The sequence below is a fragment of the Chryseobacterium limigenitum genome, assembly GCF_900114875.1.
In the GTDB taxonomy this organism is placed as follows: Bacteria; Bacteroidota; Bacteroidia; order Flavobacteriales; family Weeksellaceae; genus Chryseobacterium; species Chryseobacterium limigenitum.
In genome coordinates, this window is record NZ_FPKW01000001.1 from 1 (window position 1) to 12,701 (window position 12,701).

Sequence of the window (12,701 nt, forward strand, 5' to 3'; positions counted from 1 at the left end):
CTCTTTGGATGATATTACCGGTTTTCGTATCGGTCCATCTTCTGCGTTTGATGTGTAGTTTTACTGTTTTTCCACGAAGAGGAAAATCGTCAACGCTAATTTCCGGAACAAAACCTTTTGACTGCAATAACAGAGACGAAAACTCTTTCGGAGCTGTATTTTTCTCGTCAAAATAGATGTGGAGGATTTTATTTTCTTCCTCAAATTTTACAATCTCAAAATGCTCAATCAAGAGTTCAGGTAAAAATAATTTGAGGAGTTCGGCATCGTTTAACATTCCACAAAATTAGCAATATTTTTTTCCTCCCCAACTTTTGAGATTGATCCGATTAATGGCTATTAAAAACTTAATAATGAATATTTTTTAAATAAAAAAAATCCCACTATAAAAGCGGGATTGTATATTATTGAGCAATTGTAGAATAAGAGCTTAATTTGTAATCTTCTGCATTGGTCTGATCTAAGAAATCTTTCTTTTGCATTCCTTTCATTCTTCCTGCGGCATCGCTTGCATTGAAATAGGCTTCACTTAGTTTAGTTGCCATTTCAGCAGGGTTAAAATCTATTTTAGTATCACCTTCTACTCCCAGATATCCGTTCTTTTTAGTAAGGTAAGTGATGTAATTTTTATAGTTGATCATGGTATCTCTGAACATTCTGTTATGATACTCCAGACATTTTTTAGATTTTTTATTTGAATTGTTTAGGATACAGCTTTCCATATTTCCTCTGTAAAGGCGCCATTCCTGCTCTACTTTTGCATATTCTTTTCCTAAAGCAGTCTTTCCGTTGATAAGGATATTGTTATCACCTTCTTTAGTAGCAATTGTCTGCAAATGTCCTATAACAAGAGGAACTGTTTTTTCGATTTTTGTTTTCGTTTCTTTTAAAGTTCCAAAATCTGCTGCAGGAGAATTCTTCTTTTGAGCAGTCGTTACATTAAAAATAAGTAGTAATAGTACAATCAATAAATTATATCTTTTCATGAGAAATTTTTAAAGCACTAAAATAAATATATTTTCTCAGTTTAAACAAATAGATTTTAATTTTATTTAATAAAAATTAACAAGTTTTAAGAATTTGTATTCTAATTCTAAATTTTACTGCCGATTAATTAGGTAATAAATTCAATCAATTAAAAATTTAACATATTTTAATAAAATTTATTTGTCTGATTTTCAGATCTTTATATTAATTAATCTTTTATCACTAAAAAAATAGTTGTTGAAGTAAGATTTATTTCTACATTTGTATAACTAATTTCTTAGTGATATAGAATTTTGATACAATTTTATATCATATTTAATGATAAATGAAACAGGATATGATAATTCAGACGTTAACAAAAGCAGAAGAACAGGTAATGCAGTATTTATGGAAACTCGAAAAAGGATTCTTAAAAGATGTCCTTGATCTCTTTCCGGAACCAAAACCGCATACCAATACTGTTTCAACTATTTTAAAAGTGCTGAAAGACAAAGAGTTCGTAGACTACAGCGTTTACGGAAGACAGCATGAATATTTCCCGTTGATCTCAAAAGAGCAGTATTCGGGGAAGACCATGAAGAGCCTTGTGAAAAACTATTTTAAAGGTTCTTATAAAAGTGCCGTTTCATTTCTTGTAGAAAAAAATGAAATGACCGTTGAAGATCTTGAAATTTTATTAAACGAACTCAAAAAGAAAGACTAGCTATGGAAGCAATACTTCTATACTTTGTAAAAGTAATTTTATCTTCTGGTGTAATGTTTTTGTATTATCAGTTGTCTTTAAAAGACAAGACATTTCATCATTATAACAGATTTTATTTACTGTCTGCAATATTGATATCACTATTATTGCCTTTGATCAGGGTGGATGATTTTACGATAGAGGTAAATAATGATGTATATAGCTTGCTGGATAAGATACAGAATTTTAATACGACCAAAAACATAAACAATGACCACACTTATTTTAGAATTATTTTTTCAGCTTTGGGATTGGTTTCTCTCTATTTTTTAGGAAGATTCATTTACGGGATCTTTAGAATACAACAGCTTAAAAGCCAATTTCAAAAAGAAAGTTTTGATGGTATCAATTTTTACCATACAAACCTGACAGAAGCTCCTTTTTCGTATTTTAAAAATCTTTTCTGGAAGAATACAATTGTTTTGAATTCAGACATTGGAAAACAGATTTTAAAACATGAAATGGTGCATATTGAGCAGAAACACTCATTCGATAAAATTTTTATTGAAGTGATTACTTCCGTTTTCTGGTTCAATCCTTTTTTTCATATCATTAAAAAAGAAATAAGTCTAATCCACGAGTATCTGGCTGATAAAAAAGCCGTAAAACAATCGGACACAAAAGCATTTGCGCAGATGCTTTTAGCAAGTCACTTTTCCGGAACACAGTTACCTGCAACCAGTCCGTTTTTAAGTTCAAATCTAAAAAAACGACTCAAAATGTTACAAAAACCTCAAACCAAATTCGGGTATGCGCGAAGAATTTTTGCATTACCGGTTTTATTTTCAGTGGCTTTTGCCTACATGGTAAATGCTAAGAATAAAGAAATCAAAGAAACAAATATTGCGATTGAAGAAGCCGTTTCTCAAATTAAAAAAGACACAATAAGACCAGAAAAAACTAAAGATATAGTTATTGCTCCAAAAGTCTATAAAAAATCTGAGGATGAGCAAAAAATCGCTGATCTAAGTAAAAAAATACAGGAAAAAAGTAAAGTTTTAAAAGAATTAAAACCTGAAAGCAAAGAATTTCAAAAACATGTTGATGAATTAGGAGAGCTTTCATCTGAAATAGGGAAAATAGCAAGTTCGGATAATTTCCAGAAAACCGTATTGGCCTACAGAATGGATGGTTCTGAAATGAAAAATATCAATGATTTCTTCAAATCCGATGAATGGAAGAATAAAGTAAAAGAACTTAAAAGCATGAATATCGAAATGCCGGAAATACCGGAAATGAATTTTGATTTTCCTGATGTTCCTCCATTTCCAAAGGCTCCAAATGCCCCGAATTCACCGGATGCTCCAAATGTGAGGCTTTATAAATTCAATGATCGAGAGGACATGAAGTGGAGCCCGGAAGCTGAAATGAGAATAGCTGAAAGAACCAAAGAATCTGCATCAACAGCCAAAAAAAGAGCTGAACTCGACCGAAAAAGAGCAAAACTTGATGAGAAGAGAGCGAAATTAGAAGGAGAAAGAGCAAAACTTGAGGCAGAAAGAAGAGTTTTGGAAGGAAATAATAGAAGAATTTATATTCAGAGTAATAGCTTTAGTAATATTCCGAAGGATAAAATTTTGAGAATCAATGCTCAGAATATGAGAATGAATAAAGGGCAGAACGATAGTTTTACAATAACAACTACCGGATCCGGAAGTTTAGTTGGTGACACTGGAGATATGAAGATTTTTATTGATGGAAAACCTTCTACAAAACAAGATATGGAAGCTTTAAAGCCAAATGAAATTTCTTCAATGAATATCATGAAAAATACCAATAACGGGAAAACAGAAGGCAGCATACAAATTCAGACAAAAAAATAAAGTTCACTTGGCTTTGTTGATTTTAAGTTAACAAAGCCTTTTTAATATAACTAAATATGAAAAAAAATATAGTATTCTTTCTGCTTGTAAGCATATTTGCCAATGCACAGATCAACAGATTTTATTATGATTACAAATATATCTCAGATTCCACCAATAAAGCAGAGGTGAAAAGTGACATAATGCTTTTGGATATTGATAAAAATGGTTCAAAATATTACAGTCGAGAAAAGTTTGTATCTGATTCTACCTCAAAGGCTGATCTTGCAAAACAGTTGAAAGGCGGATTTGGAGGAAGCATAAATATCAAAAAAAATATAAAACCGGGAATGATCTTTACGAGTGTGACAAAGTCTTATCCGGATTATAAAGTATCACTTTCAGAGAAAATTGGACAAACAACCTATAAAGTTGCAGAGGATCAAAAACCTGAATGGAAAATTCTTCCCGAAAAACAAAAAATAGGAGAGTACAATACTCAGAAAGCAACATCAACTTATGGAGGGAGAGAATGGATTGCATGGTTTAGCCCAGATATTCCTTTTCAGGATGGACCGTATAAATTTTACGGACTTCCTGGCTTGATCGTGAAATTGGAAGACAAAACCGGTTCGCATACAATGACTTTAATTGGTAATAAAAAAACAGAGGCAAGCGCTGAAGAAGAACTTCAATTACCGGGTGTTACCATGATTGGTTTGGGTGGTAAAGATATTGAAGTCACTAAAAAGCAGTTTAAAAAAGCCTGGAAAGATTATCAGACAGATCCTACAAAAGATATGAAGCAAACGATGAGTACTCTTCCGGCTGGTGCTATGGTGAAAATGAAGAATCAGGATGGAAAAGATATTGATATGAATGAGATGTACAGGAATATTGAAAAAAGAGCAAAAGAAGAAATACAGAAAAATAATAATAGAATAGAGCCTGATTTATACAAATAATCAGCAAATTTTAAAATAAACAAAAACCCCGAAACTTAATCGTTCCGGGATTTTTTATACTTTATATTGAGCTAAATGTTAAGCTAATTTCTGAGAATCTGCAATAAACTGAGCCAATCCGCTGTCTGTTAATGGGTGTCTCAACAAGCTCAAGATCGGAGGAAGTGGAGAAGTAATAACATCAGCACCGATTTTAGCACAGTCAATAATGTGCATTTGGTGACGGATAGATGCTGCTAAAATTTCAGTTTCATACATATAGTTATCAAAAATTAATCTGATTTCCTGAATTAAGTTTAATCCGTCAGTAGAAATATCATCAAGTCTTCCCAAGAAAGGAGAAACGTAAGTTGCACCCGCTTTTGCAGCTAAAAGAGCCTGCCCGGCAGAGAAAATCAATGTACAGTTCGTTTTAATTCCTTTATCAGAAAAATATTTTAAAGCTTTGATACCATCTTTGATCATTGGGATTTTTACAACAATATTCGGGTGGATTGCAGCCAATTCATCACCTTCTTTGATCATTTCTTCATAAGTCGTAGAAAGTACTTCAGCAGAAATATCTCCGTCTACGATATCGCAAATTGCTTTGTAATGATTTTTGATAGCCTCAGCTCCCTGAATTCCTTCTTTAGCCATTAAAGACGGGTTAGTTGTTACACCATCTAAAATTCCAAGGTCTTTAGCTTCTTTAATTTGCTCTAAATTGGCAGTGTCAATAAAAAATTTCATTTGTTTAAAGATTTATTTATACAAAGATAAACAATCCTTTTTGAGTGGAAAATTTTTTAATTTTGGTTAGGAGTTAGAAGTTTATGACTGTATTGAGATGCTTCTACTTCGCTCAGCATGACAGCGCTAATACTAACTGCTTTATTTTAACGGTCATTTTGTAGCGATGTCATGCTGAGCGAAGTAGAAGCATCTCAAATAAAACAATTTTTATAAATTTATTGTCAATGAAAAACCACTTCACAGCCCAACTCGAAATCATAGGTATCAATCCTTTTGTTTTTATTCCTGAGAAAATTTTAAATGAAATTTTTGAAACTTCGGGAAAAAGTAAAAGCCCGATTCCCGTGAAAGGAACTGTAAATGGTAAAGAATTCAAGCAAAATTTAATGAAATATTTAGGTGAATGGCGGCTATAAATCAACTTAACCATGCTAAAAGATTCTCCCAAAAGAATAGGAGAGATCATTGAAGTTTCAGTTGAATTTGATGATTCAGAAAGAGTAATTTCCATTCATCCTCAGTTAGATAAAGCAATCAAAGAAAATCCTGTGGCTTTACAAAATTTTGAAAATTTAATTCCGTCAAGAAGATTAGAATTGATTCGTTACATCAATAATTTAAAAACAGAAGCCAGCATCCAAAGAAATGTTGAAAAAATAATCAAACATTTGCATGGCGAAACTGATTTTTTTGGTAAGAATATTAATTGAATACAATAAAAAAATCCGGAAAAATATTCCGGATTTTACTTTATGAATTTAAAGCTTTGCTCAATTTTACAGCATCCTGATTGGTTGGGTCGTACTGTATAGATTTTGCAATATGTTCTTTTGCTTTGGCAGGATCAGATTGCTGTTCTGCAAAGGCAACATAAAAATAGGCATAAGCTAAATTTTTCTTATTCTGTTCCACTTCTTCAGGTTTTACTGTCGCAATATATTTCTCATAAGAAAGTTTTGCGTTGGCATCATCTTTAGCCGCTTGATAAGCGTATGCCTGACTGTAATATGATGGAGCCCAATCCGGTAACAAAGCAGATATCTTTTTCCAGGTATCAACTGCGTTTGCCCAGTCTGATGCTTCCTGATATGCTGTCGCCAATTTTGCTAATGATTCTGTATCTTTTGGATTTGTTTCGATTTGTTTTTTTAGTCCGTCAATCGTTGCATTGCCTGATTGAGCCGTAGCAGCCGTAGTTGTTGTGCTATTTGCAGTATCCGTTTGTGTCGTTTGTGCATTTACAAAACCTGTACTTCCTACAAGGATCAAACCTAAAAACACATTTTTGATATTAATTTTAGTCATTTTCATAATCGTACATTTTTAAAATTTCTACATTCTAAAATTCAATAATAATTCCACAAAGGGCTAAATTTTAGAAGCTTTAAGTTTTTTTAGAAAATATTAACGGATAACTGTATTTTTTTAGCGTAATTTTTGATTAATTGATGTTTGAGCTATCTTTGTAACTCAACTTTTATTTTTAATAATCAATATAATTTTGTTGTATGAACATCATATTAGCCTCAACTTCCACAATCTTTGGTGGAGAATATCTAGAATATTTAAGAGAAGAATTAATCCAATTATATAAAGGTATTGATGAAATAATCTTCGTCCCTTTTGCAAGACCGGGCGGAATTTCCCATGACGGCTACACCGAAAAAGCCCGTTCGTTCTTCGAAACAATTAATATTAAAGTAAAAGGTCTTCACGAATTTGAAGATAAAATTGAAGCCTTAAATAACGCAAAAGGCTACTTTACAGGTGGCGGAAATACTTTTTTATTGGTTAAAACTTTACATGAAGAAGGTTTGATGTCAGTTTTAATATCAAACATAGAAAGCGGAAAAGCGTATTTAGGATGCAGCGCCGGAAGTAATATTGGAGGACAAAATATGAAAACAACGAACGATATGCCCATCGTTTATCCGCCAAGTTTTGATTGTATGGGATTGGTTCCTTTTAATTTAAATCCACATTATTTAGATCCAAATCCGGATTTGAAACACAACGGAGAAACCAGAGAAACGAGAATCAAAGAATTTTTAACGCAAAATGATCTTAAAGTTGTCGGACTGCGTGAAGGAAACTGGATCAGAAGAATCGGCGATAAAATTACAGTTGAAGGAAGTGAATTGACAAGGATTTTTGAAAAAGGAAAAGAGCCGTACGAAATTGAATCTGGAAGTGAACTTTTGTAAGTTTAAAATATGAAAAAAATAGCTTCTGTTTTCTTTCTATTATTTTATTGTTTCTTTTATTCTCAAGATCTTAAAGTTTCAGATGAAGAAATTTATGAAGTAATAAATTTTATAATTAAAGACGGCAGTCAAAAAACATTTAAAGAGATTAAAATTATTACCGAAGATCCAAATGTAAAGAGTGATTCTAAATATTATGAAGATAAAATATTAAAAGAGTTTTTCAATGTTAAAGATCTGAAAGTTATTAAGGATCAATACAAAACTATCAATGATTTTGTGTTGAATCCTAAATATATTTTGAATTTAAGAATCATACATAAAGAAAAATTACTAAGTTATAGCCCATCACCTATTAGTTTCTGGACTGAATTTAATAAAAAACATGGGAATGTTGCATTTATGTTCGTAGGTAAACCATTATTCACTTCAGATAAAAAAAGAGTCATTATTAATTATGGTTACTATTGTGGAGGACTTTGCGGAAAGGGAGAAAGGGTAATACTAAAAAAAGAGAAAAATATTTGGGTAATAGAAAAGGTTGTATCAGGTTTCATAAGCTAGTTATGATTGTATTTAGCCAAAATCTTTATATTTGATATGAATAAACAAAATGCAATGAAAAAAACGTTTGCTGTTCTTGCGCTTTCAACTCAGCTTATTTTCGCTCAAAATATTGCTCAAAAACTGGATAAAGCAACCAAAGATTTAATGGATTCTTCGGGAGCTGTTGCCACCAATTTATCTTTTTATGTTTCTGATGAAAGCGGAAATTTCATTTATGAATATCAAGGAAATAAAGGACTTTCAACAGCTTCTACACAGAAAATATTCACTGCAGGAGCAGCTTTGGAAACTTTAGGCAAAAATTATACGTATAAAACCACTTCAAGCTATTCCGGAACTATTTCGGGTGGAAATTTGAACGGAAATCTTTTCATTTCATCAAACGGCGATCCTACTTTGGGAAGTTGGCGTTACGAAGCCTACAAACCGGAAAATTTTAAAAAGAAATTCATTGAAGCCGTAAAAAAATCCGGAATTACAAAGATTTCAGGGGATTTAATTATTGATGATTCTTATTTTGACCATCAGACAATTCCCGGAGGCTGGCCTTGGGATGATCTTGGAAACTATTATGGAGCCGGAGTTTGGGGCGTGAATTGGAGAGAAAATCAGTTTGATATTAATATTAACGGAACAGATTTTAAGAATTTTTCTTATCCTTTGGAAGGCGTAAAATGGCTGAATGATTTAAAAACAGGAGGAAATTCAGATCAAAGTTTAATTTTCACGGCACCTCATTCTGACGTTGCTTTAATTAATGGAACCTTACCCTCAGGAAAAACCGTAACCGTTTCGGGTTCAGTTCCGAATCCGCCACTACAATTAGGGGCTGAAGTAAAAGATTGGTTGAAGGAATCAGGAATTGAGCTTTCAGGAAAAGTAGTTACGAATTCCCAACTCGAATTGGATGGAAAACAGGCTTTAAAAGCTCCAAAATCAAATACAATTCTTACGTATGAATCTCCGACGTTAGATAAGATCGTCTATTGGTTTTTAAGAAAAAGCATCAATATGTACGGTGAAACTTTCATTAAAACTTTAGGAAAGGAGAAAAAGGGTGATCCAAGTTTCAAAAGTGGAGTAGCTTATCTTAAAGAATTCTGGAAATCAAAAGGAATTAATGCAAATATGATCAATTTTGCGGACGGAAGCGGACTTTCGCCACAGAATTACGTTTCAGCCAAAGCGGAGGTTCAGGCTTTATTGTATGCCAAAAAACAAGCTTGGTTTGAGGCTTATTATGACGGTTTTCCAACGCAGGATAACGGCATGAAAATGAAAAGCGGAACCATGAGCGATACAAAATCCTTCGCTGGATACCACACATCCAAAGATGGAAAAAAATATGTGTTCTCTATTATTATCAACAATTATCAAGGGAGCGGAAGTACAGAATTACAGAAAATTCTGAATGTTTTAAAATAAATTATTTTGAGAAAATCCATATTTGCCAGATTAAATAACTGGATTATTTTTACCTTAATGACCATTGTGGTCCTCACAGTTGTTATTGCATCTACGATTTTGATTAATTTTTTACGTAAAGAAGAGATCAAGAGAGTTGATATTTTGGTGAGTGCTTTAAAACTTCAACAGGAAGTTACTAATCCTAATTTAGAAATTCAGGCATTGCTTCTTCAGATTTATGGCTCAAATAGTACGATTCCTGTTATTCTTTTAGATAAGCAGGATAGAATTATGGAACATAAAAATCTACCGGAAGACATAGGAAATGATCCTGAAAAAATAGTGACCCTGGCAAAGAAAATGTCAAAAAGCTACAGTCCTATCGAAATTGAAATTGTAAAAGGCGATAAGCAGATTGTTTTTTATGATAATTCTCCGTTGTTAAATAATTTACGTTATTCTCCATTTATTTTAGGCTTTTTTATTTTATGTTATTTTTTGTTTTCGTTTTGGTTTTTCAGAACGATAAAGAAAACGGATGAAGGCTATCTTTGGGCTGGTTTGGCAAAGGAGACGGCACATCAAATCGGAACCCCATTATCATCAATGATCGGGTGGATGGAAATTATGAAGCTGGATGATCCAGAATCGGAAGGCGTTCATGAAATTGAAAAAGATATTGAAAGGTTACGGACTATTTCCGAAAGATTTTCAAAGATAGGTTCTGTTCCTGAGCTGAGTGACACGAATTTTAATAAAACAATTCTCGAAAATTTTGATTATTTAAAGACGAGAATTTCAAAAAAAATTGATTTTAGTTTACATCTTCCAAACTACGATATTCTGGTTCCTCACAATAAAATTCTGATGAGCTGGGTGATAGAAAATTTAGTTAAAAATGCAGTAGACGCCATGAAAGGCGAAGGAACATTACAAATGTTTGTCTTTGAGAGAAATAAAAATATCTTGATCGAAGTAAAAGATACCGGAAGCGGAATGACCAAGCAACAAGCCAGAAATGCTTTTAAACCGGGGTATTCTACTAAAAAAAGAGGTTGGGGATTAGGCTTGTCATTGGCAAAAAGAGTTGTTCAGGAATATCATAATGGCGATATTAAGATTTCCCAGACTGAGGTTGGAAAAGGAACTACTTTTAGGATAACGATTAAAAAAGGGTAGAAATATTCACAAAATTTGTCATTGCGAGGAGCGAAGCGACGAAGCAATCTCAATCTTAATAACTTAAATAAATCTGAATGTTTTAAAATTTAACCATTAAGTTCTATTAAGAATTTAAGGAAAATTAAGTTTAAACTTTGTTTTTTTAACCTTGAGATTGCTTCGCTTCGCTCGCAATGACGATGAAAACAAAAAAAGCGAGGAAAAATTTCCCCGCTTCATTATTTACGATTATTATTCATTATTTCTTCCCAGTTAACCACTGATCCTGCAGTTTCTTTTCTGCCGGAGTCAGATTGGCTTTGTATTGAAGCGTTTCCATCGTTAGTTTATCAAGAATTGCTTTTCCTTTAAGGTCAATTTTATCCATTTTATCACCATTTTTTCTAAGAACCGTCAAGGTAACATTTTGTCCTTCTTTAATGGTTTTAGAATAGTTGATAAATGCCTGTACATTTTTAATATCGATGGTTTTTCCGTCTAAAGCAAATACTTCATCTGTGATTTTAAATCCGATGCTTTTTGCAAAAGGAGATAAGGCTGAACTTTCGTCGAAAACAAAAGTGTTATTTTTCTCGTTGTATCCTGTTTGGTTTGGATCTTTAATTAACCAAAAGATTGGCGGAGTTTCCTGCTTGCTGATTTCCACGCCTACCTGACTTAGATATTCTGCATAAGGCGTTGGCTGGCTTCCTGCAATATATTTATTGTAAAAATCTTTTATTTGAGGGTAACCTGTTACAGTTACCAATTCATCGATCAGTTTATCATCTTTGAAAGGTTTGTTTTCACCAAATCTTTGCGATAATTTTCTGATCATATCGCGGTAACCCATTTCACCGTTGGATAGTTTTCTTAATTCAATATCAAGACACATCGCCAACAGTGTTCCTTTTTCGTACACATTTCGGTACTGATCTTTGTATTGATCCAAAAGAACATTCTTACTCATTACCGTAAATGGCATCGTGTCATCATAGTTCTTAGAATTGGTGATTTTTTCACTGATTCTCTTTAAGAACTCGTTTTTATCAATTAATCCTTCCTGAATCTGGAATAAATTAGCAAAATACTCCGTTCCGCCTTCATACATCCAAAGGTGTTGAGACATTTTAGGATCAGCATAATCGAAGTTGTGGATCTCTTCAGAATGCGTCTTCAATGGATTTACCGTGTGGAAAAACTCGTGAGAAACAACATCTGTAATAGTTTTATCGATGGCATCTTTAGGCATCATTTCAGGCAATACAACACTTGTAGATTCGTGGTGCTCCAATGCTCCGAAACCTTTGATTTGAGGCCCGTCTGTTCCTGAAAGATAAAGCAGGATCGCGTATTTTTTATTGGTATTCATATCACCCAAAAATTTCTTTTGAGCAACAACCATTTTTTCTAAATTCTCCTTAAAATCTGCCGCTTTATATTTTCCTGTTGGTGAATAAACGCCCAAAACGAGATCCATTCCTCCTGCATTGAACGTGATATAATCAGGTTTTGTGTACATTAACGGAGAATCGGTCACTTTTGCATAATTCGCCAAAACATACGTGTCTGTAGATTCAGATTTATCCTGATCAACCAAAGCAGTTGTTCCGTAAAAATCAGTTGGTTTTTGAACTACCAATTGATAAGGTACATCCTGCATATTGTCGATATATCCGATAAAACCGTGCGTATTGATCATGTACACTTTTCCTTGCTCGATATCAGTTCCTGACGGAGAAAACACGGCTTTATGTTTTGACGTGTCCATTTCATCATCAAAACTGTCATTAACGAAATAAGTGATCTTAGTTAAATTCTGAGCATTTTTAAGAGAATACGTATTGTCGTTTACTTTAGTGAAAGTCAGTTCTTTTCCTTTATTATCTAAAAATTTGATACCTTCAATAAATCTTCCGTAATCATCCACAGAATAGGTTCCGGGAACGGTTTTCGGAAAATGGAACTTGATGTCGCCTGATTTCATTTTAGGGAATTCCATCGTAACGGCAACTTTATCGTCCTTTACATTCACAAGGTCGATGTTGGTTTTAATAGACTGAGCGCTGACTAAAACTGTAGCCAAAACGCTTAAACTTAGTGCTATTTTTTTCATTGAGTTTAAATTATA

14 protein-coding genes are annotated in these 12,701 nt (G+C 33.0%); 9 read left to right on the top strand and 5 right to left on the bottom strand.

What is annotated here, in order from left to right; all coding sequences use genetic code 11:
• Both BT156_RS00005 and BT156_RS00010 read right to left on the bottom strand, forming a co-directional pair.
• The coding region (locus BT156_RS00005) for an ISAon1 family transposase N-terminal region protein (RefSeq protein ID WP_072405990.1) at positions 1 to 277 on the bottom strand (277 nt) is incomplete at its 3' end.
• Positions 278 to 404: 127 nt separating this feature from the next.
• Positions 405 to 986, bottom strand: coding sequence for a hypothetical protein (locus BT156_RS00010; RefSeq protein WP_072405992.1), 582 nt, complete (start codon positions 984 to 986; stop codon positions 405 to 407).
• A 338-nt stretch (positions 987 to 1,324) separates the two neighbouring features.
• Here BT156_RS00010 and BT156_RS00015 point away from each other — a divergent pair, with 338 nt between their 5' ends.
• From BT156_RS00015 to BT156_RS00025, 3 genes are read left to right on the top strand one after another with little or no spacing between them, the layout of a single operon-like run.
• Entirely contained in the window at positions 1,325 to 1,690 is a 366-nt protein-coding gene (locus BT156_RS00015) for a BlaI/MecI/CopY family transcriptional regulator (protein ID WP_072406936.1), read from the top strand.
• A gap of 2 nt (positions 1,691 to 1,692) precedes the next feature.
• Positions 1,693 to 3,552, top strand: coding sequence for a M56 family metallopeptidase (locus BT156_RS00020; protein WP_072405994.1), 1,860 nt, complete (start codon positions 1,693 to 1,695; stop codon positions 3,550 to 3,552).
• 56 nt (positions 3,553 to 3,608) lie between these two features.
• On the top strand, positions 3,609 to 4,496 hold the full coding sequence (locus BT156_RS00025) for a GLPGLI family protein (RefSeq protein ID WP_072405996.1): 888 nt from the start codon (positions 3,609 to 3,611) through the stop codon (positions 4,494 to 4,496).
• 78 nt (positions 4,497 to 4,574) lie between these two features.
• Here BT156_RS00025 and fsa read toward each other — a convergent pair whose 3' ends face one another.
• Positions 4,575 to 5,228 carry a fructose-6-phosphate aldolase gene (fsa, locus tag BT156_RS00030; protein WP_072405998.1) on the bottom strand — a complete coding sequence of 218 codons (654 nt, stop codon included), beginning with the start codon at positions 5,226 to 5,228 and terminating at the stop codon, positions 4,575 to 4,577.
• A gap of 227 nt (positions 5,229 to 5,455) precedes the next feature.
• On the opposite strand from fsa, the gene BT156_RS22305 reads away from it, so the two are divergent.
• Positions 5,456 to 5,647, top strand: coding sequence for a DUF1905 domain-containing protein (locus BT156_RS22305; protein ID WP_228429892.1), 192 nt, complete (start codon positions 5,456 to 5,458; stop codon positions 5,645 to 5,647).
• 12 nt (positions 5,648 to 5,659) lie between these two features.
• On the top strand, positions 5,660 to 5,941 hold the full coding sequence (locus BT156_RS22310) for a YdeI/OmpD-associated family protein (protein ID WP_228429894.1): 282 nt from the start codon (positions 5,660 to 5,662) through the stop codon (positions 5,939 to 5,941).
• Between the two features lie 40 nt (positions 5,942 to 5,981).
• Here BT156_RS22310 and BT156_RS00040 read toward each other — a convergent pair whose 3' ends face one another.
• Positions 5,982 to 6,542, bottom strand: coding sequence for a tetratricopeptide repeat protein (locus BT156_RS00040; protein ID WP_072405999.1), 561 nt, complete (start codon positions 6,540 to 6,542; stop codon positions 5,982 to 5,984).
• A gap of 197 nt (positions 6,543 to 6,739) precedes the next feature.
• On the opposite strand from BT156_RS00040, the gene pepE reads away from it, so the two are divergent.
• The 4 genes from pepE to BT156_RS00060 are packed head-to-tail and all read left to right on the top strand — an operon-like array spanning position 6,740 to position 10,588.
• Entirely contained in the window at positions 6,740 to 7,435 is a 696-nt protein-coding gene (gene pepE / locus BT156_RS00045) for a dipeptidase PepE (RefSeq protein ID WP_072406001.1), read from the top strand.
• 9 nt (positions 7,436 to 7,444) lie between these two features.
• Complete coding sequence (locus BT156_RS00050; RefSeq protein WP_072406003.1) at positions 7,445 to 7,999, top strand: hypothetical protein; 555 nt, start codon at positions 7,445 to 7,447, stop codon at positions 7,997 to 7,999.
• Between the two features lie 54 nt (positions 8,000 to 8,053).
• Positions 8,054 to 9,427 carry a D-alanyl-D-alanine carboxypeptidase/D-alanyl-D-alanine endopeptidase gene (gene dacB, locus BT156_RS00055; RefSeq protein WP_072406938.1) on the top strand — a complete coding sequence of 458 codons (1,374 nt, stop codon included), beginning with the start codon at positions 8,054 to 8,056 and terminating at the stop codon, positions 9,425 to 9,427.
• 3 nt (positions 9,428 to 9,430) lie between these two features.
• The gene (locus BT156_RS00060; RefSeq protein WP_228429941.1) at positions 9,431 to 10,588 is read left to right on the top strand and encodes a sensor histidine kinase; all 1,158 of its coding nucleotides are present in this window, start codon (positions 9,431 to 9,433) and stop codon (positions 10,586 to 10,588) included.
• A 241-nt stretch (positions 10,589 to 10,829) separates the two neighbouring features.
• Here the strand turns inward: BT156_RS00060 and BT156_RS00065 are convergent, their stop codons facing one another.
• Positions 10,830 to 12,686 carry a M61 family metallopeptidase gene (locus BT156_RS00065; RefSeq protein ID WP_072406007.1) on the bottom strand — a complete coding sequence of 619 codons (1,857 nt, stop codon included), beginning with the start codon at positions 12,684 to 12,686 and terminating at the stop codon, positions 10,830 to 10,832.
• Between the last annotated feature and the right edge of the window lie 15 nt (positions 12,687 to 12,701).